The 23116-nt window shown below is 69.1% G+C and carries 25 protein-coding genes and 1 pseudogene; 5 read left to right on the top strand and 21 right to left on the bottom strand.

Annotation, left to right across the window (positions count from 1 at the left end; translation table 11 throughout):
* Nucleotides 1-341 precede the first annotated feature (341 nt).
* The 6 genes from BLV39_RS07945 to BLV39_RS07920 form a co-directional block, all read right to left on the bottom strand.
* Nucleotides 342-1589, bottom strand: a complete 1248-nt coding sequence (locus BLV39_RS07945) for an MFS transporter (protein WP_090788867.1) — start codon at nucleotides 1587-1589, stop codon at nucleotides 342-344.
* 4 nt (nucleotides 1590-1593) lie between these two features.
* Entirely contained in the window at nucleotides 1594-2988 is a 1395-nt protein-coding gene (locus BLV39_RS07940) for an FAD-dependent oxidoreductase (RefSeq protein ID WP_373315371.1), read from the bottom strand.
* Between the two features lie 68 nt (nucleotides 2989-3056).
* The gene (locus BLV39_RS07935; protein WP_143049674.1) at nucleotides 3057-3545 is read right to left on the bottom strand and encodes a GNAT family N-acetyltransferase; all 489 of its coding nucleotides are present in this window, start codon (nucleotides 3543-3545) and stop codon (nucleotides 3057-3059) included.
* Nucleotides 3539-3874, bottom strand: coding sequence for an ArsR/SmtB family transcription factor (locus BLV39_RS07930; RefSeq protein WP_176984900.1), 336 nt, complete (start codon nucleotides 3872-3874; stop codon nucleotides 3539-3541). The genes BLV39_RS07935 and BLV39_RS07930 overlap by 7 nt, the downstream gene beginning before the upstream one ends.
* Nucleotides 3875-3883: 9 nt before the next feature.
* The gene (locus tag BLV39_RS07925) at nucleotides 3884-5098 is read right to left on the bottom strand and encodes a M28 family peptidase (RefSeq protein WP_176984803.1); all 1215 of its coding nucleotides are present in this window, start codon (nucleotides 5096-5098) and stop codon (nucleotides 3884-3886) included.
* The gene (locus BLV39_RS07920) at nucleotides 5095-5331 is read right to left on the bottom strand and encodes a hypothetical protein (RefSeq protein ID WP_090788861.1); all 237 of its coding nucleotides are present in this window, start codon (nucleotides 5329-5331) and stop codon (nucleotides 5095-5097) included. The genes BLV39_RS07925 and BLV39_RS07920 overlap by 4 nt, the downstream gene beginning before the upstream one ends.
* 170 nt (nucleotides 5332-5501) lie before the next feature.
* On the opposite strand from BLV39_RS07920, the gene BLV39_RS07915 reads away from it, so the two are divergent.
* The 3 genes and pseudogenes from BLV39_RS07915 to BLV39_RS07910 all read left to right on the top strand — a co-directional run bounded on the left by BLV39_RS07915 (nucleotide 5502) and on the right by BLV39_RS07910 (nucleotide 7293).
* Nucleotides 5502-5885, top strand: coding sequence for an ArsR/SmtB family transcription factor (locus BLV39_RS07915; RefSeq protein WP_090788859.1), 384 nt, complete (start codon nucleotides 5502-5504; stop codon nucleotides 5883-5885).
* A gap of 30 nt (nucleotides 5886-5915) precedes the next feature.
* Nucleotides 5916-6017 (top strand): annotated as a pseudogene (locus BLV39_RS45080) (FAD-dependent monooxygenase); the annotation flags it as partial.
* Nucleotides 6018-6036: 19 nt separating this feature from the next.
* Entirely contained in the window at nucleotides 6037-7293 is a 1257-nt protein-coding gene (locus BLV39_RS07910; protein ID WP_204082809.1) for an FAD-dependent monooxygenase, read from the top strand.
* Nucleotides 7294-7399: 106 nt separating this feature from the next.
* On the opposite strand, the gene BLV39_RS44975 is transcribed toward BLV39_RS07910, so the two are convergent.
* The 12 genes from BLV39_RS44975 to BLV39_RS07850 form a co-directional block, all read right to left on the bottom strand.
* A complete protein-coding gene (locus BLV39_RS44975) occupies nucleotides 7400-8068 on the bottom strand; it encodes an arsenate reductase ArsC (RefSeq protein ID WP_090788857.1) in 669 nt (222 codons plus the stop codon).
* A complete protein-coding gene (locus tag BLV39_RS07900; RefSeq protein WP_239083761.1) occupies nucleotides 8065-8733 on the bottom strand; it encodes a metalloregulator ArsR/SmtB family transcription factor in 669 nt (222 codons plus the stop codon). The genes BLV39_RS44975 and BLV39_RS07900 overlap by 4 nt, the downstream gene beginning before the upstream one ends.
* A gap of 105 nt (nucleotides 8734-8838) precedes the next feature.
* Entirely contained in the window at nucleotides 8839-9249 is a 411-nt protein-coding gene (locus tag BLV39_RS07895) for an arsenate reductase ArsC (protein ID WP_090791253.1), read from the bottom strand.
* Between the two features lie 5 nt (nucleotides 9250-9254).
* Nucleotides 9255-9995, bottom strand: coding sequence for an aquaporin (locus BLV39_RS07890; RefSeq protein ID WP_090791255.1), 741 nt, complete (start codon nucleotides 9993-9995; stop codon nucleotides 9255-9257).
* The gene (locus BLV39_RS07885) at nucleotides 9995-10273 is read right to left on the bottom strand and encodes an ArsR/SmtB family transcription factor (protein ID WP_204082808.1); all 279 of its coding nucleotides are present in this window, start codon (nucleotides 10271-10273) and stop codon (nucleotides 9995-9997) included. Before BLV39_RS07885 ends, BLV39_RS07890 begins: the two co-directional genes overlap by 1 nt.
* Before the next feature lie 194 nt (nucleotides 10274-10467).
* Nucleotides 10468-11664, bottom strand: coding sequence for an RCC1 domain-containing protein (locus BLV39_RS07880; protein WP_176984802.1), 1197 nt, complete (start codon nucleotides 11662-11664; stop codon nucleotides 10468-10470).
* 232 nt (nucleotides 11665-11896) lie between these two features.
* Nucleotides 11897-13060, bottom strand: coding sequence for an RCC1-like domain-containing protein (locus BLV39_RS07875; protein WP_176984801.1), 1164 nt, complete (start codon nucleotides 13058-13060; stop codon nucleotides 11897-11899).
* A gap of 681 nt (nucleotides 13061-13741) precedes the next feature.
* Entirely contained in the window at nucleotides 13742-16045 is a 2304-nt protein-coding gene (locus BLV39_RS07870; protein ID WP_090788846.1) for a hypothetical protein, read from the bottom strand.
* Nucleotides 16046-16237: 192 nt separating this feature from the next.
* Nucleotides 16238-16741, bottom strand: a complete 504-nt coding sequence (locus tag BLV39_RS07865; RefSeq protein WP_090788844.1) for an NUDIX hydrolase — start codon at nucleotides 16739-16741, stop codon at nucleotides 16238-16240.
* Nucleotides 16738-17172, bottom strand: a complete 435-nt coding sequence (locus BLV39_RS07860) for an adenylyltransferase/cytidyltransferase family protein (protein ID WP_090788842.1) — start codon at nucleotides 17170-17172, stop codon at nucleotides 16738-16740. The genes BLV39_RS07865 and BLV39_RS07860 overlap by 4 nt, the downstream gene beginning before the upstream one ends.
* 46 nt (nucleotides 17173-17218) lie before the next feature.
* Entirely contained in the window at nucleotides 17219-17536 is a 318-nt protein-coding gene (locus tag BLV39_RS07855; RefSeq protein ID WP_090788840.1) for a hypothetical protein, read from the bottom strand.
* A gap of 15 nt (nucleotides 17537-17551) precedes the next feature.
* Entirely contained in the window at nucleotides 17552-18838 is a 1287-nt protein-coding gene (locus tag BLV39_RS07850) for a glycosyltransferase (RefSeq protein WP_090788838.1), read from the bottom strand.
* A gap of 185 nt (nucleotides 18839-19023) precedes the next feature.
* Between BLV39_RS07850 and BLV39_RS07845 the strand changes: the two genes are divergently transcribed.
* Nucleotides 19024-19737, top strand: a complete 714-nt coding sequence (locus BLV39_RS07845; protein WP_176984800.1) for a GntR family transcriptional regulator — start codon at nucleotides 19024-19026, stop codon at nucleotides 19735-19737.
* A 5-nt stretch (nucleotides 19738-19742) separates the two neighbouring features.
* On the opposite strand, the gene BLV39_RS07840 is transcribed toward BLV39_RS07845, so the two are convergent.
* Both BLV39_RS07840 and BLV39_RS07835 read right to left on the bottom strand, forming a co-directional pair.
* The gene (locus tag BLV39_RS07840) at nucleotides 19743-20741 is read right to left on the bottom strand and encodes an NADPH:quinone oxidoreductase family protein (protein WP_090788836.1); all 999 of its coding nucleotides are present in this window, start codon (nucleotides 20739-20741) and stop codon (nucleotides 19743-19745) included.
* Nucleotides 20742-20855: 114 nt separating this feature from the next.
* Entirely contained in the window at nucleotides 20856-21845 is a 990-nt protein-coding gene (locus tag BLV39_RS07835) for an RNA polymerase subunit sigma-70 (protein WP_090788831.1), read from the bottom strand.
* Nucleotides 21846-22184: 339 nt separating this feature from the next.
* Here BLV39_RS07835 and BLV39_RS07830 point away from each other — a divergent pair, with 339 nt between their 5' ends.
* A complete protein-coding gene (locus BLV39_RS07830; protein ID WP_090788829.1) occupies nucleotides 22185-22424 on the top strand; it encodes a hypothetical protein in 240 nt (79 codons plus the stop codon).
* Between the two features lie 33 nt (nucleotides 22425-22457).
* Here BLV39_RS07830 and BLV39_RS44005 read toward each other — a convergent pair whose 3' ends face one another.
* Complete coding sequence (locus BLV39_RS44005; protein WP_239083760.1) at nucleotides 22458-23036, bottom strand: RNA polymerase sigma factor; 579 nt, start codon at nucleotides 23034-23036, stop codon at nucleotides 22458-22460.
* Nucleotides 23037-23116 lie beyond the last annotated feature (80 nt).

Raw genomic sequence — 23116 nt, 5'->3', positions numbered from 1 at the left:
GCCTGCGGCAACCCATCCCAGACTTGGCGGGCGACCGAGGGTTCGTACTTGCGCCGCGATCGGCTACAAAGCGCCGGCTCCGGACGGGAGCGACGGTCACGAACTGGCCGTGAGCTGCTGGAATGCGGTTCGGATTCCGCCACATTGGGTCCACAAATCCCTGCCCAAAACCCTGTCCGCCGCGCGGCCAGGGATTGGGTGGGGATTTGTCATTCCTGTTCCAGGGGCGACCCCCGGACGCCCCACGGTTTGGTGGGCGCGGTCCGCCTGGGCGCGAGGCAGACCCAACGCCCGCGTTGGGTCTAACTCGCGTGCCGGCATCGGGGCCGTCGGTCGATGGATCAGCGACGCGGGGCTGGCGTTCGGGCGCGGGCAAGGATGCCGGCGGCGGCGATGACGCACGCGACGCCGATGGCCGCCAGCAGGGGCGGGTAGCCACCGGTTGCGGCGAGCAGGGCGGCGGCGCCGAGGGGCGCTGCCGCTTTCGCGAGGGTTACGGGGGCGGCGAGGGTTCCGGCGATCGTGGCGTACGCGCTGGTGCCGTAGCGGTCGGCGAGCAGGGCGGGTGCGGCGAGGCTGGCCACGCCGAAACCGATGCCGAAGGCGGTCACGCCGGCGGCTGCGCCCAGGCGGGTGCCGGCCAGGAGCGGCAGGGTGATCGCGGCGACGGCCTGGATGGTGAAGATGGCCGCGACCAGGGCCGTGAGCGAGATCCGGCGCTGGGCGCCGGTCAGGAGCAGGCGGCCGGTGACGGACAGGACGCCGAGCAGGCCGGCGATGGTGGCTGCGAAGGTGGCGGGGTGGCCGGCGTCGGTGAGGAAGCCGACGAGGTGGACGGTCATGGTGCTCATCGCGGCGCTGTGTGCGATGAACGCGACGGCGAGGAACCAGAATCGGGGATCGCGGCGGGCGGCTCGGACGATGTCTGCTCGGGCCTTGTCGGCTGCGGGTCGCGCGCTCGGACGGGCGTGGGGTGGGCGGCGGACGACCGTGGCGTGCAGCGGGATGGCGGTGGCCGCGTACACGGCGGCGAGGATGAGCAGGGTGGTGCGCCAGCCGTGACGGCTTTCGAGGTATCCGGTCAGGGGCATGAATATCGTGCTGGCGAACCCGGCTACGACGATCATGGCTAGCAGGGCGCGTGACCGGCGCGCGGGGTCGAACCAGGACACGATGACCGCGGTCGCCGGCTCGTAGAGGGCCATCGCCATCGCGACACCTAGGCCTGCGAACACGAGGTAGAGCTGGGTGACGCTGTGGACCTGGGACCAGGCGACGAGCAGCAGGGCACCGGCGGCCGCTCCGGTGGTCATGATGGCGCGGCCGCCGTGGCGGTCGAGCCATCGTCCGACGGGTACGGCAGCCGCGGCCCAGGCCAGGATCGCGGTGGTGAGGGCGCCGGTGACGGCTGCGGGTGACGCGTGCAGGTCGACGGCTATCGGGTGGAGCAGGACGGCGAAGGCGTAGTAGAGGGTGCCGTAGCCGATGGTCTGGGTGATGGCGAAGACGGCGACGATCCGCCAGCCGTGGAAGGCCAGCCCCGGGCCGCCGACCGTGGGGTCGGCGGCCGTGCGGGTTGGTGTAGCCATCGGTTCAGTCGCAGCAGCCGCCGGCCTGGTCTGAGCCGCCGGTCTCGGTTACCGAGATGAGCGTCAGCGGCGCGCGGCGCCGGCCGGCCGGTTCGGCCTCTGCCGCAGCGGTGGTGCCGCAGCATCCTCCGCTGCTGGTGATGGTGTCGCTGTCCAGGACGGGGTCGCTGTTGCAGACGCCGGTCTCGGGCAGGTCGAGCTGGACGTCGCGGGCGGCGGCCCAGTCACCGGCCAGTGCGGCGACGACGGAGCGGGCCTGTTCGTACCCGGTGGCCAGAAGGAAGGTAGGCGCGCGTCCGTAGCTCTTGACGCCGATGGCGTAGAAGCCGGGCTCGGGGTGAGCGAGCTCGTCGGCGCCGTGCGGCGGGACGGTGCCGCAGGAGTGCTCGTTGGGGTCGATCAGCGGCGCGAGGGCCCGGGTCGAGCCCAGGATCGGGTCCAGGTCGAGTCGCAGCTCGGAGACGAACGTGTGGTCGGGGCGGAAGCCGGTGGCGGACACGATGCGGTCCGCGGTGATCGTCCCAACGCCTCCGGACACCCGCACCCGGCCGGCGGTCGCCTCCACGCTCTGCACGGCGAAGCCGGTGACGAGCTCGATGGTGCCGTCGTCCACATGGGAGCGCAGCCGCGACCCGAGCGCGCCGCGGGCCGGCAGGGCGTCGGCCGCCTCGCCTCCGTAGGTGCGGGCCGCGCTCGTCGACCGGATCGCCCACACCACGCTGGTGCCGGGCGCCTGACCGGCCAGCTCCGCGAGCGCGAGCAGGGTGTTGGCGGCGGAGTGACCGGCGCCGACGACCACGGTCCGCTTGCCGGCGAACCGGTCACGGTCGGCACCCAACACATCAGGCAGGGCGTGCTCCACGTACGCGGCCGCCTGGGTTTCGCCGTGTGCGGGGATGCCGGACGCGCCCAGGACATTGGGGGTGGCCCAGGTGCCCGACGCGTCGATGACGGCGCGCGCCAACAGGTCGTCGCCGTCCGCGAGGCGGACCAGCAGCGGGGTGGAGGCGCGGTCGGCGGTCCGGACACGGTCCATGCCCAGCCGGGTCACGGCGACCACTCGGGAGTCGTAGCGGATGTGTGGCTTGAGCGTGGGCACGTCCGCCAGCGGACGCAGATAGTCGTCGGCGAGCTGTGCACCCATCGGCAGCACGTCCGGGTCCGGTTCGACCCAGCCGGCTTCAGCGAGCAGCCGGCGGGCGGCGGCGTCCACGTTGTACCGCCACGGCGAGAACAGCCGCACGTGGCCCCACTGGCGAACCATCGCGGCCGGACCGTCCCCGGCCTCCAGGACGACGAACGGGATCTCGCGCTCGGCGAGGTGCGCGGCGGCGGCCAGTCCGACCGGTCCACCGCCGATGACGGCGACGGGCAGCTCGTCGAATGACGTACTCACGATGTCTCCTTGTCTTGAAACTAATCGAATCAACTGGTCAGAGTTCGGCGCTGGGCTTGGCATCGCGGGGTCTAGCTGATGGCGGGGCTGCGGCGTTCGAGCAGGATCACGTCGCGCCACCGGCCGTGGTGGCGGCCGACACGCTCTCGGGTGCCGATGGTGCGGAACCCGGCCGAGCGGTGCAGGGCCAGACTCGCGGCGTTCTCGGGGAAGATCCCGGACTGGATGGTCCAGATGCCGGCGGCTTCGGTCGAGGCGATGAGGGCGGACAGCAGCGAGCGTGCGACACCTCGTCCCGCGGCGGTGGGCTCGACGTAGACGGAGTGCTCGACGACTCCCTTGTAGACCGGTCGGCTCGAGACCGCGGACACCGCGATCCAGCCGACCACGGTTCCCTCGTCGTCGACGGCGACGTGCCGGTGCTCGGGCAGCCGTGCGGCGTCGAAGGTCGCCCAGGTCGGCGCGGTCACCTCGAAGCTGGCGTGACCGGTGTCGAGGCCGGCCTGGTAGATGCGCAGGACCGCGTCGGCGTCGCCGACGTCCATCGAGCGGATCAGCATTCGCAGCCTCCCGTCGGGATCGGGGCGGGCCGGCCCATGACGACGTCGGCCGCCGACGGGAAGCAGTCCACGCAGTTCTGGTTGATCCGGTAGTGACGCGCGTTGCCGACCGGCTCGACCCGCACGAACCCGACCTCGGTGAGCACCTTGAGGTGCTGCGACACCGTCGACTGGGCCAACCCCACCGCTTCGACGATCTCGCCGACCGGCATCGGGCGCGCTTGGCGCGCCAGGTACTCCACGATCTGGACCCGGGTCGGATCCGCCAGGACGCGGAACCACGAGGCGTACTCCGTGGCGACGGCCCGGTCGAGTAGTTCGGCCACGATCCACCATCTTCATCGTCTATCGCCGATCAACGATGAAAGTTTAGTCGCATCCGCCCCGGCCAGCCACCCGGTAGCGACGACGAGCCGGCAGATCGCGACCATCGTCGCGGGTTCCACGCGGTCCGCAGTGTCGGCCGGGCTGTGATAGCCGGCCATGCCCGCGCCGATGCCGATTGCGGCCAGCCCGGCGGCGGCATAGCGGCGGTTGTCGGAGGCGACCGGCCCGGCGGTCAGCGGCAGCCCGGTGTGCCTCGCGGCCTGGTCGAGCACGGCGAGGATGCCGTGTGCCGGGCCGCCCGCCTCGATGGCGGCGGCCTCGTGCAGGCAGCCGGCGCCGTCGACGTTGATCACCAGCGGTCGGTCGTTCCTCGTGCTGAGCTGCGCCGCGTGATGCGCCGAGCCGAGGGCGCCGGTCTCCTCGCCGTCGACGAGCGCGACCGAGAGCCCGACCTCTGCCGGGAGCCCGGCGGCAATAATTCGCGCTGCCTCGCAGACCACGGCTACGCCGCTGCCGTTGTCGGCCGCCGCACTCTGACGTAGACCCGGGTAATCGCCCACGCCGTCGTAATGCGCGGTCAACAACAGGTCCGCACCACCCGGTGCGGCCGTGCGCAGGCGGCCGTGGATGTTCGTGCCGGTCACGTCGATCCTGCGGATCGGCGTGTTCGCCGAGAAGCTCTCACCGGCCGCGTCGAACAGCCGCTCCCACAACCCGGTGGCGACACTGAGCAACGGAAGCGGACCAGGGTTCGGACCGGCCAGCATCGTGAAGTGCCAGCCGTCCCCGTCGACGGCCCTACCGACCAACAGCCCGAGCGCGCCGTCGGCGTGCAGGTAGGCCTCGGAAAGGGTCATCGCGGCCGGCACCAGCAGCCATCGTCCGGCCGGGTCGTCGGCGCCGGCCACGCCCAGGGAGCCTCGCCTCGACTGACCGGTGTCGGCCGAGGCGAGATGGAGCGTGAAGTCGCGGCCGAAGGCCAACGGGCCGTCGTTCCATTCGGCCGTCGGCACGGCGTAGATCTCGGGGACCGCCCGCACCGAGAAGGTCTCGGTCGCCACGGTCGCGCCGATGCCCTGCAGGTGGCGGCTCAGCCAGGCGCGGGCGGCGGCACCGCCCAGGGTGCCGACCCGCCGGCCGGCGAAGGCGTCACCGGCCAGGGTCGCGACCGTGGCGCCCATCCGTTCGCCTGACACCTCGGCCAGGAGTTGGTCGAGCGCGGTCATCCGCAGCAACCTGATCCACTCGCGACCGCGTCAGCCCTGGCCGCACTGCCGCAACACGCGTTCTCCGCCTTCGCTTCGGTTGCGCTGCCGCAGCAGTTAGTGGCCGCTCCGTCGGGCTCCGGCAGGGACAGGTTCGCCTGGGGCGGGTTGCCGCAGCAACCGCCGGTGCCAGCCACGGACAGTGCGGCGGCAGGGTTGCCAGTGAATCCGCCGGCGCTCTTGGTCTCGGTCATGATCGGTCTCCTTCTCGGTGTTTGGGTCGGTGGTCTCAGCGCGGTCCGATGACCGCGGCGATGTGGGCCCGGCTTTCACTCCTTCACCAGGCTGTCTTGAATACTCTCGAAGTAGATGGGTCTCTAAACAGAGACTTGCACGCTGATTCGATATCTGTCAACCTAGAGGCATGTCTAAGCAAGCGGCGCTGCCGGTGATCGACCTCAACGCGGACACGCCGTGCTGCCCACCCCTGGCTGTGAGCCGGATACCGGCCGAGACGGCCGCCGTCCTCGCGCCCGCCTTCAAAGCACTCGGCGATCCGGTCCGGCTTCAGTTGATGTCGATGATCGCCTCGGCCGACGGCGGCGAGGCGTGCGTGTGTGACCTGACGCCGGCGTTCGAGCTGTCCGGGCCGACGATCTCGCACCATCTCAAGACGCTGCGCGAGGCGGGCCTCATCGACGGCGAACGCCGCGGTACGTGGGTCTACTACCGCGCTCGGCCAGGCATCATGCGCCAGCTCGCCGCGCTGCTCGCGTTCGACGAGGCGGCGGCCGTCCAGCCGGTGTGACCGGCCGCGAACCGTCTTTACGATGAGCGGGTGACGGCACCGCCGGACGTCCTGGTGGTCGGTGGCGGACCCACCGGGCTGGCGATGGCCGCCCAACTGGTCGCCCACGGCGCCCGACCGCGCATCGTCGACCGCAACCAGGACCGGGCACGTGAGTCACGAGTTCCTGTCCCAGGCCCACACGGAGCAGATCCTCACCGACCACCTCCACGCCCGGGGCGTCGAGGTCGAACGCGGGGTCGAGCTGACCGAGCTCAGCCAGGACGCGGCATCCGTGAAGGCAACGTTGCGGCACCACGACGGCCCCGTTGAGCATGTCCAGGCGCCGTACGTCGTCGGCTGCGACGGTGGCCGCAGCACAGTCCGTGAGTTGGCGGGCATCGCGTTCGAGGGAAGCTCGTACCCGCAGACGTTCGTCCTGGCCGACACCGACGCCGACGGCCTCGACCCCGGCACAGCCCACGTCTTCGTCTCTCCCGACGGGATGCTGTTCTTCTTCCCTCTCGTCTCACCGGCGGCCTGGCGGGTGCTCGCGATGCGACCGCTCAGCGATCCCGGCGCCTCGGTGACGCTGGCGGACGTCCAGATATTGGCGGACCGCTACACCAACGGCGTCGTCCGCCTTCGGGATCCCGTCTGGATGACGAACTTCCGCCTCCACCACCGCGCCGCCGCTCGATACCGGGCCGCACGGATCTTTCTCGCCGGCGACGCCGCCCACATCCACTCGCCGGCCGGAGCGCAGGGCATGAACACCGGCATCCAGGACGCCGTGAACCTTGCCTGGAAGCTCGCCCACACCCTCACTGGGGACTCTCCAGAGTCCATCCTGGACACATACGCGGCAGAACGCGCCCCCATCGGGCGAACCGTTCTGCGGATGTCGGACCGGGCGTTCACCATCGCGACCTCGACCAACCCCGTCGTCCGGATCGCGCGCGCCCGCGTCGCGCCGACGCTGCTTCCGGTCGCAGCGAAGATCGCCGGCGGGCGAGGCGCCATCTTCCGAACGGTCTCCCAGTTGAACATCGGCTACCCCCGCAGCCCGCTGTCGGCGACGGGGCCAGCGGGATCCTCCCGCCGGGTTGGCGCCGGAGACCGCCTTCCCGACGCGCCACTCGCAGCAGACGGCGCGGCCCGCACGCTGCACGAGCTCACCGCTGGCCCGGGATGGCACCTGCTCCTATGCGGCAGTGGTTGGCCGGTCGACGCCGAACTCGCCAGGGCCAGTCGCCTCCGCGTCCACCGGCTCGACCACCCGACCGCAACCACCGCACTCGTTCGGCTTCGGGTCGGCGGACCAACTGCCATCCTGGTGCGACCTGACGGGTACATCGGCTACCGCGGTGGCGCTGACCTCCTTGCACTTCGTGCCTATGTCGGTCGGTGGCTGCCTCGGCACCAATGAGAGTTGGCTGCGGCGCTGTTGAGTCGCCAACAGCCTGTCGCTCGCATTCTCGATTCGCGCGACGCTCGTTGCCTTTGCCCGCTGCAGCCGTGACTGCGGCTTGCGCTTATCGCTGAGCGGGCACGTTCAGCTCGGCGAGGAGCGCTCGTACGCGGCGTTCGATCTCGTCCCGGACCGGGCGAACGTCCTCGACGGTCAGGCCGGCCGGGTCGTCGAGGACCCAGTCCTCGTAGCGCTTGCCGGGGAAGATCGGGCAGGCGTCGCCGCAGCCCATGCTGACCACGACATCGGCGGCGCGGACGACTTCGTCGGTCCACGGCTTGGGGTATTCGCCCGAGATGTCGATGCCACGCTCGCCCATGGCGGCGATAGCGGCCGGGTTGACGGCGAACCCCGGCTCCGAGCCGCCCGACCACGCCACGGCCTGGTCGCCGGCGAGGTGCTGGAAGACGCCCAGCGCCATCTGGCTGCGCCCGGCATTGTGGACGCACAGGAACAGCACGACGGGCCGGCCGTCGGTGCGCAGGCCTTCAACCCGGGCCAGGGCGGTCAGGCGCTGCCGGGCGAACCGCTCGGCGAGCAGTGGCAGGAAGTGCGGCACGGTGCTGGCGCTGGCGCTGGCGAACTGGTCGTAGCTGGAGTGCAGGAACCGTTCGATGGTCTCGGCGCCGTAGACGCCGGCGAAGTCGTCGGCGAGGCGGACGGTCGCAGTGCGCAGGGCAAGCCGTTGGTCGACCGGGATGCTGGCGCGGAGACAGATGCTCGTGTCGGTCATCGGTCGTCTCCCGGAACGATGGGTGCCAGCCGCGCGACGCGGTCGGCGATTTCGGTGAAGGCTGACTCGAACGCCGCGTCCGTGTCGGCCGGCGCGGGGTCGGGAACCGACCAGTGCAGCCGTGGCCCGCCTGCTGGCGTCAGGTGTTCGTGGGCGTTGTCGCAGACCGAGACCACGAGGTCGCCGTCCTGGACGACATCGGAGACGTGCGCGGTCTGGCGGGGATCGATTCTCAACCCGTGACGCCGGGCGACCGAGACGGCCCGCGGGTGCACCCGCTCGGCCGGCTCGGTGCCGGCAGAGGCGGTCGGGACGGCGCTGGCCGTGGCCCACAGCGCTGCCGCGAGTTGGGAGCGGGCGGAGTTGTGGGTGCACACGAAGACCACCCGTCGCGCGGTCGGCACGGACGGGGTCGCGATCGCGGCGAGGGTTTCCGGCACGAGCCGCAGGTAGGTGCGGCGCCGGTCGCCCTCTGACCGGGACCGGCCGACGAGGTGCGCGTCTCGCAGCACCTTGAGGTGGTGGGCGACCAGGTTGGTCGGCATGTCGAGGGCCTCGGCGAGCTCACCGGGTGAGGCGTCGCCGAGGACCAGCGTGTCGACGATCGCGAGGCGGGCCGGGTCACCGAGCGCGGCATGCACCCGGGCCCGCGCAGCAACATCCATCTGCTCAGCATTCATTGACTCAATGATTACTGAGCTATCTTGGTGATGTCAACCCAGGCCCGGCGCTGATCCCGGCGTCGCTGCCACCGACGATGACGAGCCGGGTCATCGGCCTGGTGCGAGCTCGTCGACCAGTTGCGCCACCCGGGTGCGGATCTCGTCGCGGATCGGGCGTACCGACTCGATGCCCTGCCCCGCCGGATCGTCCAGCTTCCAGTCCTCGTAACGCTTCCCGGGGAAGACCGGGCAGGCGTCACCGCAGCCCATCGTCACGATCACGTCGGACGCGTACGCGGTGTCGTGGTCCAACAGGGTCGGGATGTTGCCGGTGATGTCGATGCCGACCTCCCGCATCGCCTCGACAGCGACCGGGTTGATCTGCTCAGTCGGCGCCGAACCCGCCGACCGCACCAGCACCTGGTCGCCGGCGAGATGCCGCAGCCACCCGGCGGCCATCTGCGACCTGCCGGCGTTGTGCACGCACACGAACAACACGCTCGGCTTGCTATCGGTCATCGCGTTCATCCGTTCCCTCGACCGGCCGGCGCCGGTTCCTCCTCACGCGGAAGCACCACCTGCTCCGCACCCTGACCAGGCCGCGGATACAACAGCGCCAGCAACCCGACGCCGACGACCAACCCCACCAGCTCAGCCACCACGAACCCCGGCAACGAGGCGGGAGCGATCCCGGCGAACGTGTCGGTGAACGCCCGCCCGACCGCCACAGCCGGGTTCGCGAAGCTCGTCGACGAGGTGAACCAGTACGCGGCGCCGATATAGGCACCCACCGCCGGCGCCGCCACGGCCGCTCGACCTGAGCGCGCCAGCGAGAAGATCAGCAGGATCAGGCCCGCCGTAGCGACCACCTCGCCGACCCACAGGTGGGGCTCGTCGCGCGCGGTCTGCGACCACGAGACCGGCGACAGGTCGAACATCACGTTCGCGACCACCGCACCCACGATGGCACCGGCCACCTGAGCCAACGCGTAGCCGCCGACGTCCGAAGCAGTCAAGCCCGATCCGTTGCGCCGTCCCAGCCACCAGTCGGCGAGTGAGACCAGCGGGTTCAGATGAGCTCCGGACACCGGCCCCACGGTCAAGATGATCACGGCCAGCCCGAACGCCGTCGCGATCGAGTTGGCGAGCAACTCGATGCCGATATCGGGTGACAGGGTCGCCGCCATGATCCCTGAGCCCACCACCACGATCACGAGCGCAGCGGTGCCGACCAGCTCGGCGACCGCCCGGCGCCACAACGCCATCAGCACTCCCGCCGCGCGTCCACAGTCGCCCGCGCCCGCGCCGCCAACGCACCCAACTGCTCCGCGGCGGCCTCGATCACGTCGGCCTGAAGCCGGTAGTACGTGAACCGCCCCCACGGCTCCGCGGCCACCACACCCGCATGCCGCAACGCCCGAAGATGGTTCGACACGTTCGACTGCGTCGCGCCGGTGTCAGCCACCAGATGACACGTGCAAGCCGGGCCCTCGGCGAGCAGTCGCACGATGTGCGCGCGGAGCGGATCCGCCAACAGCTTCATTACATCATCCGCAACTGATATCACCACAGCCTGATCTCAGCCCCCCGACGACGTTCTCGTCAACCTGAGCACCAGATGTTCATCTGGCCGTCGAGGTTAGGCGAGACCTGCCTGCTGAAATGGCTTCGGGTTCTGCCACATACGAAAGAGGGCCTCGACGATCCGGTCGAGGCCCTCTTTGGTGTCGTCAGTCGTCAGGAGGCCAAGCTGAACGCGAGGCCGGCGGAGATCGAGCGGGTCGGTTGGAGGCCGGTGGTCACCGCCTGAGCCCGGTTGACCGACCCGGATCCCCCGATGCCGAGTTGACCCCTGTTGTTCTCGCCCCACGCCATCACGCTGCCACGGGTGATCGCGAGGCTGTGTCCGTTGCTGGCGGAGCCGTCTTCACCCGCGGAGACGGCTGTCACCCCGGTCAGACCGAGCACGTCCACCGGGGTCAACTGCCGCGTGTTCGTGCCGTCGCCAAGCTGGCCAGCCGCGTTGCTGCCCCACGCCTTGACCCGGCCGTTGGTCAGCAGGGCCAGGGTGTGGCCAAATCCGCCAGATACGGACTTGACGCGTACGCCGCTCAGGCCGAGCACGGCGACCGGGCTGGGCTGCGGGCTGACCCTGTCGCCGATTCCCAACTGACCCGAAACGTTCAAACCCCAACCGCTGACAGAGCCGTCGGCCAACACCGCCAAGCTGTGGAACGAGCCCGCGCCGATGCTCGTCACCCGCTGCGGCAGGCGCACCGCGAGCGGGACAGGGTGCGGCTGGCTGTCGGCTTGGCCCTGGCCGAGCTGTCCATCGAAATTGTCGCCCCAGGCCATGACGGTGCCATTGGCCAGCAGGGCCAGAACGAAATTCTGTCCGGCGGCGATCGCGGTCACGCGGCCGGGCAGCCCTTCCACCCGTACCGGAAGGCTCCGGTTCGATGTGGTCCCGTCGCCCAACTGCCCGGAGAAGTTGAAGCCCCACGTTCGGAGCGTCCCGTCGTGCAGGAGCGCGACGCTGAGATTGCCGCCGGCGGCGACTGCTTTGACTTCGCTCAGTCCTGCCACGGTGCCGGGGATCGGACGCGAGGTTTCGGTGCCGTCACCGAGCTGTCCGAACTCGTTGGATCCCCACGCTTTGACCGTGCCGTTGGACAGCAGCGCGAGGCCGTGGCTGAAACCGGCCGAGACCGAACGCACGGTATGCGGACCCGCCACCGTCACGGCCGTCGGCCACGTCGCCGTTTCCCCGACCGTCCCGATGCCAAGCTGGCCCGCGGCGTTGGTTCCCCAGGCTTCAGCCTGGCTGCCGCCGCTGCTGCTCGGCGCTGCCAAGGATGGCGCGCCGAGCACACTGGACAGGGTGATCAACGCCCCGACAACCACGACGGCGAGCTGTCGCCGCCGCACGAACATTGCTCGCATCTGGTTCCCCTCGTGAATTCGAACGCCGGCTGACCGCGCCCACTCCTGCGCCGCGAACCTCTCCGGGTGGCGGAGGCGAGCCAGCCATCCTGGATCCAACGCACGCTGGATCTGTCGCCGTGGTGCGTCAACGACTCGCTCGGCGACCGCAGCACGGTTCGCCGGACGCGTGGCCTGCGAAAGAGGGCCCCGCCTGATCCGGTCGAGGCCCTCTTCGGTTTCGTCAGGATGCCAAGCTGAACTGGGAGCCGCCCGAGATCGAGCGGGTCGGGTGGAGGCCGGTGGTTACCGCCTCAGCCCGGTTGATCGACTCGGTTCCCCCGATCCCGAGTTGACCCCTCTGGTTCGCGCCCCACGCCAGCACGTCGCCGCGGGCGATCGCGAGGCTGTGTCCGTCGGCGCTGTTGCCGTCGTACCCGGCCGCGATGGCTGTCGCACCGGCCACGCCGAGCACGTCGACCGGGACGAGTCGCACCGTGTTCGTGCCGTCGCCGAGTTGACCGGTCGCGTTGCTGCCCCAGGCTTTGACCCCGCCGTTGGTCAGCAGGGCCAGAGTGTGGCCGAACCCGCCATCCACGGACTTGACCCGTACGCCGGTGAGGCCCACGGCGGCGACCGGGCTGGGCTGCGGGCTGACGGAGTTGCCGATCCCGAGCTGCCCGGTGAAGTTCGCACCCCAACCGCGGACCGAGCCGTCGGACAGCACCGCCAAGCTGTGGAGCAGGCCCGAGCCGATGCTCGTCGCCCGCTTCGGCAGGGACACCGCAACCGGAACGGGGTGCGGCTGGTTGTCGGCCTGGCCCTGGCCGAGCTGACCACGAGTGTTGCTGCCCCAGGCCATGACGCTGCCGTTGGCCAGCAACGCCAGGGCAGTACCTTCCCCGGCGGCGATCGCGGTCACGCGCCCGGGCAGGCCCTCCACCTGGACCGGAAGGCTCCGGTGCGATGTGGTGCCGTCGCCCAGTTCACCAGAGAAGTTCCCACCCCACGCGCGGAGCGTGCCGTCCTGAAGGAGGGCAAGGCTGAAGTGGCCGCCGGCGGCGACGGCCGTGACCTTGCCCAAGCCCGCCACGCTGCCAGGGACCGGCCGCGAGGTCTCGGTGCCGTCACCGAGCTGTCCAAACTCGTTGGATCCCCACGCTTTCACCGTGCCGTTGGACAGCAGTGCGAGGCCGTGATCGCCACCCGCGGAGACCGAGCGCACCGTGTGCGGGCCCGCCACCGTCACCGCAGTCGGTCGAAACTCCGCTGCCCCGACCGTCCCGATGCCGAGCTGGCCCTCGGCGTTGGATCCCCAGGCTTCGGCCTGGCCGTCTCGGTCGTGGCCACCGCCTCCGTCATGGCCACCCCCACCACCGTGGCTACCGCCACTGGTCGGCGCAGCCATCGATGGCGTGCCCAACACAGTCGGCAGGGCGATCAACGCCCCGACAACCAAAACGGCAAGCTGTCGCCGCCGTATGAACATTGCTCGCATGTGGTTTCCCCCCGTGAATGCGAACGCGGGCTGGCCGCGTGAAACCGCAGCTCAGCCACCCTGCGTCACACTACGCACTCACGCCCCTCCCGACTCACGAAACTCATGGCGGGACGCCGAGGGCGCTCAATTCCCCGATGACGATCAGCGCCGCCACGCGCGTGTCCAGTTGCGGGCAGCCAGCACCGACAGTTCGAAGCTGCGCCATGATCGCGCTACACCCCACGAATGCGGATCAGATTCCGCCACGTTTGGTCCACAAATCCCTGCCCAGACTCTGTCCGCTGCGCGGCCAGGGTCCGGGTGGGGATTTGTCATTCCTATTCCGGGGGCGACCCCCGGAGACCCACGGTTTGGTGGGCGCGGTCCGCGTGGGCGCGAGGCAGGCCCAACGCCCGCGTTGGGTCTGCCTCGCCAGCCGGCATCGGGGCCGTCGGTCGATGGATCATTAACCCGCGACCGCGGGTTCGACGCCCGCCGGCTCCGCCCATTGCATGTGAGCTGGGAAAAACGCGAAACCTGACGGGCAGTACGACTATCGGTCCGGGGCGGGTGCCCGGTCGGGTGCCGCCCCGGACCGCGAGTGATCGGTTATGTCGTTGGAGGGTCGAGGCGGGTGATCTGCCAGGTTGCCGTCTGTGCGGCGGTTTCCAGCAGGACCGTCAACGGGCCCTCCGGCAGCGTGCAGGGCAGGGTGAAGTCAGCCGATGGCGCGGGGCTCGAGCAATAGCGGATGCCGTCCGCGCTGAAGACCGAGAGCGACCCGCTGCCGCCACCCGACGTCCGCTGATAGCGGAGGTCCTCGCGGGCCGCGTGCGCGTCCGCCGGGATCGTGAAGCAGAACCCGAACCGGTTGGCGCCGCTGGTGGCCGTCGCGCCCGTTGTGTCCTTCGGTAGAAGGGCGCACGACGGCGGTGGCGAGACCGTGGGCAGGCCCAACTGGTAGCCGCCGGTCGCCGCGCCGACTTCGAGGTTGTCGATCAGTGCGAAGAACGGGCCCGCGCCCCGCAGCTCGCACGAGAACTGGTCGAGATAGTTGGAATCGCAGTGGAAGGCGCCGGTCGAGTCGACGAGCGCGACGTATGGCCGGCCTGCGCCCGTCGCACCCGCCGGGCGCACGCTGGCCACCTTCGCACCGGCGGGCGCGGTCAGCGCGAGACAGTCCACCTGCCCGACGGCTCGGAACTCCCCCGCCATCGGCTCACCGTTCCCCGGAGCGGTCGGGCACGACGGCGGTGCGGCCGGCAGGAACGTCGTCGCGTACGCGAAATCGTTCTGCACGATCGAGTCCGGAGTCGCTGACAGGATCATCGTGTAGCGGCCGGCTGCGGGGAACGGGCAGGTGAGGAGGCCGCACCCCACTGACCTGAACTCGGCGTCGTGGATGCTGGGGAAGCTGTCGTAGTTTTCCGCGGACCTTGCCCGGACCAGATAGGCGCCGGCGGTCGGCACATCGAGGATCCGGCAGCGGACGCCGGCCAGCGCCGGGGCCGCACCGTAAGCGCCTGGCCTCACCGTCGGGCAGCCGACCGGGTCGTTGAGTCGGCGCACCTGCAGCTCGTACGGTGCCTCAGGGTTTTCCGTGCTCGTGTTGCCGAGATACGAGATGACCCGGTAGGTGCCGGTGGCCGGCAGTAGGCACCCGGCCTGCTCGTCATGATCCACGCACAGCCGCGTGCCGGTGCCGTCGACGATCCACTTGAACAGCTCGTTGTAGACAGTCGGCGCCCCGAACAGCAGGATCCGGTCGCCGTCCTGCCCGCGGAACAGCTGGCAGTGGGTGCCGACCAGCGAGGGCTGGGTCACCGAGATGGTCGGCTCGGTCCACGTGGTGCCCGTCGCGGGCGCGCAACCGGCGTTGCGGGCGAGGTTGGTGGCGGCCACCTGGTAGGTGACCAGTTCCGGGAACGTGTTCAACATCAGCAGCGTGTAGTCGCCCGCGGCGGGAAGCACGCACCCGCGCGAGTGCTCGTACTCGTCGCAGACGCGCTGGGCGGCCTGGTCGTAGAGGGCCCAGTTGAGGTGCTGTCCGTTGTGGATCCGGAACAGCGCCGTGCCCGCCGCATTCGCGCGGACGTTGTGGCACGTGAAGTCGTCGCCGTCGACCTTGACTGTGTTGGTGTTGGCGCCCGGGTCGCCGAACCCGCTCAGGCGCAGCAGGGTGCAACCGGTGGGTGCGGTCAGGCGCGGCATCCGCAGTCGGTACGTCGCCTCGTTGCCGCTGTATTCGGTCATGAACAGGCGATACGGACCGGGCGTGCCCAGCATGCACTGCGCCGCCCCGTTGTCGAGCTGGCAGATCGGCGCGAACGCCCCGTCGACGATCGTGCCCGCCACGGAGCCCAGCGGCCGCGTCAGTTGCAGCACGCTGCCGACGGGTTGGTTGAACCGGTAACAGTGGCCCGGGGATCCCTTGGGGAGCGTCGCGGACAGGCCCGCCGACCCGAAGGAAAAGAACGCGTTGTTGAGCGCAGTGCAGGACGACGGCGTCTTGAACGAGTCGACCGCGAGCGTATAGGCGCCCGGACCCCACCTCGAGGAAATCGTGATCGTGTACGTGCCGGCGGCGCCAAGTTGGCATTTCGTGGTGCCGCCGGACGAGAAGGAACAGGCCCGGTGGCCGGTGCTGTTCGTGATCTCGCCGCTGACGTATTCACCGCTGACATAGGCACTCGTCACGACGAGGGTGTCGTCGCGTCTGGTCGTGGTGACCGCGTAAACGTGCGTCTCGCCGGCCTCGACGGACGGGCACTCCACGATCTTGCCGAAGGTGAGGAGAACGCCGCAGTCGGCGAACGTGGCCCGCGCCGGGGCACTGGTCGCGGACGGTGTCGCGGAGGCGGTGGATGGGACGGCGACCGCTGCCGGCAACAGCGCGAGAAGGATCGCGAGCACAGACCAACATCTGTTCTTGATACTCATGTGGAACTCCCCCGTTGAATGCCCCGCCGATTGGCGAAGCCAGGGAAAGAGTGACATGCACATGTGTCGCTTGATAATCCACCGATCGGCGATGTTAACCACGACGTGGACGCGCGCCGATATCCGTCAGTGATTACGCCTATGCCAGCGGGCCACTGGGGATCTTCATAAGCCGAGTGTGATCGGGTGGGAGGGTATCCCGGACGTGAGCAAGTCGGTCAGTGGTGTGGCGAGGTCGCGAGGCGAGAACAAGTCGGGCCCTCGGTAGTTGGCGATCTCAGAAAGTCCCCACCAGCGAAAGCCGGCGAGGTGCTCGTCAACGGCGAGTTGGTCGTCGGTGAACTCGCCGTGGGGCTTGAAGTGGGTGGCGCGGATGAGGAAGTAGTCGTTGACCATGCCGTCCAAGCCGGACGGCGCATGATCTGCGGCAAGGACCTGGTGCCAGACGTGCGGCGGATCGGCGGTGGTCACCAAGCCCGTTTCCTCGCGCAGCTCACGGCGCAGTGCCGACAGCACGTCCTCACCTGGTTCTATGCCGCCACCAGGAGCAGCCCAGACGGCCGGTGCTCCGTTCGGGACCGCCGGATGGGGGAAGAGGAAGCGGCATAACAGGATCTGATCGGCCTCGTCGAGGATGATCGCGCGGGCAGAGGCTCGAACAGCCGTCACCGGTCGAGCACCCGCTGGATCAACTGGGTGGTTGAGATTCCTCCCGTGCGCCGAACGTACGTGAGTTTGCCGGCTCTTACAGCGGGCCCATACACGAACTCAGCCCCCTCGGGCGACAGGTCGTCGCCGTGCACCACAGTGGTGATCCCGTGCTCGGCCAGAAACTCTTCGGTCACCTGGAACGGGGCGTCCTCGACCACCTCGTCGACGTACCTGCACGACTCGATCACGGCGACCCGCTCCGCAAGAGTCATGATGGGACGACGCTTGTAGGAGGCCGCGGTGTCGTCGGCCAGCACGCCGACGACCAGCCAGTCACCATGACGGCGCGCCTCCCGCAGGAGCGAAACGTGGCCCGCGTGGAACAGGTCCCCAACCATGTCGACGTAAACCCGCGATATGGCGGCCGCACCCTCGTCTGGGTTATCCACAACAACTCACCTGCTCCTTCGCCCACACCACCATGACTTGGGTTAATCAGAGGCAGCACCAGCAGTACAGGTCTTCGCCCGCGTCTCGCGCGCGCCCTTCTTGCTCGTCACCGCTCCAAAGCAGCCTGAGATCGACCAGGTTCACCTCCCAGTCGACGCCTCGAACGAAACTCACGAGCTTGCCGAGGGTCACTGCTGGCTCGATGCCCTTGAGGTCAATCGCATCGACAGTCCCGCCGCCGCTGACGGCGACAGGCCCGCCATCGAGGTCCTCCATCAGACCGATAGCCGAGGCGTCATCCTTTGCCCGGAAGTAGTCATGCAGCACGCCCATGGCAAGGATCCCACCATGGACGTACGACATCGCACGATCCCTGCCTCACGACGTTCGCGCAGGATCAGCCGAGACCTCGAGCAGGAGCTCCACTGCCCGATGTGTTCCGCCTTCGGAGCGCACCAGCTCTCCCATTTCGGCCGCCGTACGCGGCATCGTGGTGTCGGATCTCGTCGCTTCGACTGCGTTGATGAGGCGTTCGGCGGTGATGTGCCGCTGTGGAATGGGGTCCGGGGCGACCCCGATGGATCGCATTCGCTCGGACCAGAACGGCTGGTCACCGGTGAAGGGGCAGATCACCTGTGGGCGTCCGGCGAGTAGGGCGGCGGCTGTCGTTCCTGCTCCACCGTGGTGGATGATCGCTGCGGTGCGGGGGAAGAGCCAGTCGTGCGGAGCTTCATCGACGACATGGACGGAGTCGGTGCTCGCGCCTGCCATTGCGATCCCGCCAGCGCCGGTTGCGACAACGGCTCGCAGTCCGGTTGCGTGGACCATCTGTTGGACCATCTCGCCGATGGCATCGGGGTTCTGGCCTCGCATGCTGCCGAAGCCGACGTAGACAGGCGGTGTGCCGCTGTCGAGGAACATGGCTAGGGCGGGCGACGGACACTGGTCCTGGCCGGCGCGGGTCCAATATCCCGTAACAGGCGCGTACCCGGGCCAGTCGGCCGGCTGCGGCAGGACGTGGCGACTGAACGCCTGGAGTACGAATGCCCTGCCTCCGTCGGGGCGGCGGAACGGGTCACCGGATCCGCGCCTGGTCCTCAGCCCGAGTCGTGCGCGCCAGTGCTTCCCTACCGCTCCCAGGAGCATCGCAGGTGCGAGCGCGGCCGGTCGGTAGCTCAGCCGGTTGAAAGATCTGGGCAACCACGACGGGGCGAACATCGGGCACGGAAAAGCGCTGGTCGGAACCCAGTTCGGCTGCAGTGCCACCGGGACCGCGGGGACGCCGAGGGCCTCGGCGAGGTGCTGGCCGGGAAGCAGAGTGTGGTGCACGACGACATCGGTTTGGGCGGGGACGGCTGCCGTGATGTCGTCGAGCGCGGCGGCGATGTACTGCCGGGTCCGGCGCACGACCTCGATGGCTGTCCGTTTCGCCTTCAGCCCGCGGTAGTTCGTCGCGAGTGCCTCTTGGATATGGGGCTCGTCGGTGAGCCGGTTCCACCGGTCGTTGATGGGCGCGAACGGAACGTCTTCGGCAGCGGCGAGCGGCTCGTAACATGCCGGCCCGGCCACCAGCACCTCGTGGCCGGCGTCGGACAGCGCGCGTCCCAGGGCAACGAACGGCTGCACGTCGCCACGCGTCCCGAACGCGAGCACGAATGCCTTCATCCTGCGCAGACCCCCTCGACTCGACCGCTCCCCGAGGATCTCTGAGACCGGCAGCCTGCCTTCTGACCTGGCTGAAATTTCAGTTTGAGCATGTCTGTCGTGGCCAGGGCGGTCAACTCGGCTTCGCGCAGAGTGGGCGATATCACGCGGGATCGGAAATGTTGGGCGGGCTAGGGTTCCGTCTTGTGACCGACCAGGGTGCGACGGGGGAGGCTTCGCTGACGCAGCAGGCCTACGCCGACCTGCGTACCCGCATCGTGGCCTGTGAGCTCCCACCGGGGTCGTCGCTCACTGAGCGGGGACTAGCCCGCTCGACTCCGTTCGGGCTAACGCCGATTCGTCGGGCGCTCGCCCGTCTGGACCGCGAGGGACTGGTCATCACGCTGCCCCGGGCCGGTTACGTTGTGAGCCCCCTCGACGCTCAGGACGTGGCGGAGCTGGTCGAGGCGTGGGATCTCATCGGCCCCGGGCTTGTCCGTCTGGGCTTGGAGCGCCTTTCCGACGTCGAGGCACAAGAGCTTGCCCGGCTGCTGAGTGATTGGTCCCTGCCCGATACCGACGGTGCGTATCCGTTGGAGGCGGTCCTGCGCTTCTCCGAGCTGTCGAGGCGGGTTTTCCAGCTCCTGGCCATCGCGAGCGCGAACCGCTGGTTGCGGTCAGCGTTCGACCAGCTCTCGGACCAGATGTCGCGCCTGTGGGTGACCCTGCTCAAGGGCCGCGAAGTCCCGGAGCAGTTACAGCAGCTCATCGTCCGCTGGAACCAACACATCGTTGGCCGGCAGCCCGAAGAGATTGCCCAGTACCTACCGGTCTTGATCAAAGACAGTGGCCGAGCGGCACGTGACCTGTTCCACCTCGCGAACACACCCTCATCGACAGAGGCGGACGCTGCCGGCTAAGCCTGTTATGGCAGCAGCGCCAGTCTGCCGACGGTGGTCCGCGCTCCCAGCTCCATCAATGCTTTCGGGCCTTCGGCGAGCGGGTAGCAGGTGGGCTGGCCGGGGCCGATCACTCCGGCCGCTAGGAGGCCGAACAGTTCGCCCATCACCTCGCCGAAGGTCGACGGTGCGGCCTGGATCAAGGTCCCGATGTTGAGGCCGATGAGGTGAATCTGGTGTTTGTAGACCAGGTCACAATTGGTGATCGTTGCTTCCCCTCCGGCCAGGCCGTAGACAACGACTCGGCCGGTGACCCGTTTGGTCGAGGCCAGGCTGGCGTCCAGGGTGGGGCCGCCGACCGACTCCAGGACAAGGTCGACGCCTGTGTCGCCGGTCAGCCGCATGATTTCGCCGGCGAGATCGGTGCCGCGGGAGTTGATGACGTGGTCGGCGCCCAGGCTCAGTACCAAGTCGTGCTTCTCCGGCGAGGCGGCGGCGATCACGGTCGCGCCGTAGTGCTTGGCCAACGTCAGCGCGGCCTGACCCGTCGCTCCCGCTGCGGCGTGGATCAGGACGGTCTGCCCTGCGGCGATGTGACCCAGTGGCTTGAGGGCGGCCAGCGCGGTCGGCCAGCTCACAACCAGGCCGAGTGCCTGCTCGTCGGTCCAGCCAGCGGGCACGCGGATCACCGAAGCCGCGGACAGCAGCATGTACTCGGCGAAGGCGCCGCCGGTGGTATCGACGCCGATGACATGAGTGCCCGGCTCCAGGTCGGCCACCCCTTCGCCGACGGACATGATCTCGCCGGCGGCCTCGATGCCCGCCAGGTACGGCGGCTGCGGGCCGCCTGCGAATGTGCCCGTTGCCTGCTGGATGTCGACGAAGTTGACGCCTGCCGCGGTTACCCGGATCAGGACCTCACCGACGCCCGGAACCGGTACCGCAACGTCGTGGATCAGACGAAGGTCCTGGGGGCCGTTGAGGGACGTCTGCTGCAGGGCGCGCATGGTGGAGGAGATGCTCATGTCGGCTTTGCTTCCTTCGGTTGGTGACAAGGCTGGCTACCTACACCCAGGAAGACCCGGCGAGGGCGGCAAAGGAATCGCTCACCGGCTCGTCTTGCCGAAACTGCTGTTGCGCTAAGCGCGCTGTGCCTGCGGCAGATGCGGCGCGAACCCGAACGTGGCCAACAGGCTCGGATCGCCGAAGGAGGAGATGCGGTGGATGCCCGCACCCCTGAGGGTCAGCACGCAGATTCCATACGCCTGGTAGTTCCCGTGCCGGTCACGCGTGTACGCCGCTGCGGCGGGCTGCCCGTTGGCGCTGGTAGGCAGCATGCGCCAGTCACCAGGCGAACCCAGCAAGTGGCGCTGCAGGAAAGGAATGCAGACACTTCGGCCGGCGAACCAGGTGCGCAGCGGTGTCGCCTCCAAGGTGGCGTCCGCTAGCAGGAGTCGCTCCAGCGCTGCGGCGTCGGCGTTCTCGAAAGCCGCGATGTACCGATCGAGAAGCTCGCGGGCGTCGGGCGCGGCAGGCTCCGTGATCTGGCCATCGGTCAGCGCAAGCTCTTCCAGCCGCCCCCGGGCGCGTTGCAGCGCACTCTTGACCGACGCTGTCGTGGTGCCGAGCATGACCGCGACGTCCGTGGCCGGAAACGCCAGCACGTCCCGCAGGATCAGCACCGCCCGCTGCCTCGGCGGGAGGTATTGCAGGCTGGCGATTAGCGCCAACCGCACTGCCGCACGCGCCGCGACGATCGTCCCGGGATCAGCCGACTCTGGCAGAACCTTCGCATCTGGCGCCGGCCGCAGCCAGTTCACGTCAGTACCGCCGACCTGCAGGACCGCATCGGGATCCGGCTCCGGTTCAGCGATTCCAGAGGGGAGCACTCGGCGGCTCTGCTTGGCCAGCTCGGTCAGACAACGGTTGGTCGCGATCTGGTAGAGCCAGGTACGAATCGAGGACCGACCCTCAAACCCACCATAAGATCGCCACGCCCGCAGGTACGTCTCCTGGACCACATCCTCCGCGTCCTGGATCGAGCCAAGCATGCGATAGCAGTGGGCGATAAGCTCACGCCGGAACGGCTCGACATCCTCGACGAAGCCACCCCTATCCACAACGCCCATTCAACACCGCCAGGACGGCCGTTCGGATCTTTCGTGGCTGTGGCGAGCCGGGAGACCAGGTCGGGTCTACGGTTGACCCCGAGCCATGATCGGCTGCGGTACGCCGACGGCGTGATCGTTCGGCGAGATTCGCCGGGCGACCACGCGGCCGCGACCGGAAAGGTGTGGGCCGGGCACCTTCGACGACGGAGGAGAAACATATCGGGTCCTCGCAAAAGGTTGCCGATTCGTCCCCGGGCGAGCATGGTTCGAGAAGACTCGTCTCTCCGTAAAGGGAATGCCACTGTGCCTGCTGGAAACGTTGTGCCCGTTCGTACCGATGTGAGCCTATTGACGGAAATGACGCACGACGCGATGCTGGCGCGGTGGCAGCAAGGCCTTGTCACGCCGATGTCCTCGACGATCAACACCTTCGCCAAGACCGACGGCAGTTGGTGGACCGCGAGCCAAGGCGCTTGGCAGCGGATTCCGCAGACCGAGCGCAATGAGCGGCTCGACTACCACCACGCGCGCTTCGAGTCGGGTGGCCAGGCCAAGGGTCCGCTCGGGGCGAACTCACAGTGGGTTGTCGTCAGCTAGAGCGCTTGACCGGAGGACTTCGCTTGGGCCGGGTCAGCGGTGCTGGAGCCGGACGCTCGGCTCCCGGTCGATGACCGGCTCGGTGGCCGGTCCGCTCGCTGGTGGTGCGTCGGCGTCGAGGGGTTGCTCCCGCAGATACTGCCGCAGCCGGTCGGCGAGCTGGCTGCGGCGCACGGCGCGGCGCCGATGGTTCGCCAGGACGCCACGGGCGGTGCCCAGCAGCCAGGCCCGCGCCTGGAGCGGTTCGGCGGGTACGGCGTCGAGGCGGCGCCAAGCGACGACGAAGACCTCGGCCATGAGATCCGCCGCGTCCTGCACGGGCTCGGTGCGCCGGGTCAGGTATCCCAGCACCGCTCGACCGTGCTCGGTCATCAGCCGGGTGAACTGAGTCTCGGCGGCCCCGCTCACCGGATTCCGCCGAGCGGCAGGCCGACACAGTTGCCGTCGCCACCACACGACGGTGCCGGCCGCACCCGCCGGCTGCTTCCCGATGACGTCGACGGCCAGCCGGCGCAGCAGCCCGTTGATCTCCCCGTCCTCGCTCGGACGTGCGGCGGGCATCGCGTTCCTGACCAGTTCGTCGATCCGGTCGCTGTCTTCCACCCTCATCATGATCTCCGTCCTCGTGGTCACACCTAGGAAATGTCCGGCACGACCCCCGTTGTGACGGCGGGTTCCATGGAGCGGGCCTG

This window comes from Asanoa ishikariensis (genome assembly GCF_900107455.1).
Taxonomy (GTDB): domain Bacteria; phylum Actinomycetota; class Actinomycetes; order Mycobacteriales; family Micromonosporaceae; genus Asanoa; species Asanoa ishikariensis.
Note: the sequence above shows the minus strand (reverse complement) of the source record. Positions and strands in the feature narration are given on the sequence as shown.

Bases quoted from the DNA above. Each gene is read 5' to 3' on its own strand.
- BLV39_RS07945 (WP_090788867.1), bottom strand. From the start codon at position 1,589: ATGGCTACACCAACCCGCACGGCCGCCGACCCCACGGTCGGCGGCCCG.
- BLV39_RS07935 (WP_143049674.1), bottom strand. From the start codon at position 3,545: ATGCTGATCCGCTCGATGGACGTCGGCGACGCCGACGCGGTCCTGCGC.
- BLV39_RS07925 (WP_176984803.1), bottom strand. From the start codon at position 5,098: ATGACCGCGCTCGACCAACTCCTGGCCGAGGTGTCAGGCGAACGGATG.
- BLV39_RS07920 (WP_090788861.1), bottom strand. From the start codon at position 5,331: ATGACCGAGACCAAGAGCGCCGGCGGATTCACTGGCAACCCTGCCGCC.
- BLV39_RS07915 (WP_090788859.1), top strand. From the start codon at position 5,502: ATGTCTAAGCAAGCGGCGCTGCCGGTGATCGACCTCAACGCGGACACG.
- BLV39_RS44975 (WP_090788857.1), bottom strand. From the start codon at position 8,068: ATGACCGACACGAGCATCTGTCTCCGCGCCAGCATCCCGGTCGACCAA.
- BLV39_RS07900 (WP_239083761.1), bottom strand. From the start codon at position 8,733: ATGGATGTTGCTGCGCGGGCCCGGGTGCATGCCGCGCTCGGTGACCCG.
- BLV39_RS07895 (WP_090791253.1), bottom strand. From the start codon at position 9,249: ATGACCGATAGCAAGCCGAGCGTGTTGTTCGTGTGCGTGCACAACGCC.
- BLV39_RS07890 (WP_090791255.1), bottom strand. From the start codon at position 9,995: ATGGCGTTGTGGCGCCGGGCGGTCGCCGAGCTGGTCGGCACCGCTGCG.
- BLV39_RS07885 (WP_204082808.1), bottom strand. From the start codon at position 10,273: ATGAAGCTGTTGGCGGATCCGCTCCGCGCGCACATCGTGCGACTGCTC.
- BLV39_RS07880 (WP_176984802.1), bottom strand. From the start codon at position 11,664: ATGTTCGTGCGGCGGCGACAGCTCGCCGTCGTGGTTGTCGGGGCGTTG.
- BLV39_RS07875 (WP_176984801.1), bottom strand. From the start codon at position 13,060: ATGGCTGCGCCGACCAGTGGCGGTAGCCACGGTGGTGGGGGTGGCCAT.
- BLV39_RS07855 (WP_090788840.1), bottom strand. From the start codon at position 17,536: ATGTCGTACGTCCATGGTGGGATCCTTGCCATGGGCGTGCTGCATGAC.
- BLV39_RS07850 (WP_090788838.1), bottom strand. From the start codon at position 18,838: ATGAAGGCATTCGTGCTCGCGTTCGGGACGCGTGGCGACGTGCAGCCG.
- BLV39_RS07840 (WP_090788836.1), bottom strand. From the start codon at position 20,741: ATGAGCATCTCCTCCACCATGCGCGCCCTGCAGCAGACGTCCCTCAAC.
- BLV39_RS07835 (WP_090788831.1), bottom strand. From the start codon at position 21,845: ATGGGCGTTGTGGATAGGGGTGGCTTCGTCGAGGATGTCGAGCCGTTC.
- BLV39_RS07830 (WP_090788829.1), top strand. From the start codon at position 22,185: ATGACGCACGACGCGATGCTGGCGCGGTGGCAGCAAGGCCTTGTCACG.
- BLV39_RS44005 (WP_239083760.1), bottom strand. From the start codon at position 23,036: ATGATGAGGGTGGAAGACAGCGACCGGATCGACGAACTGGTCAGGAAC.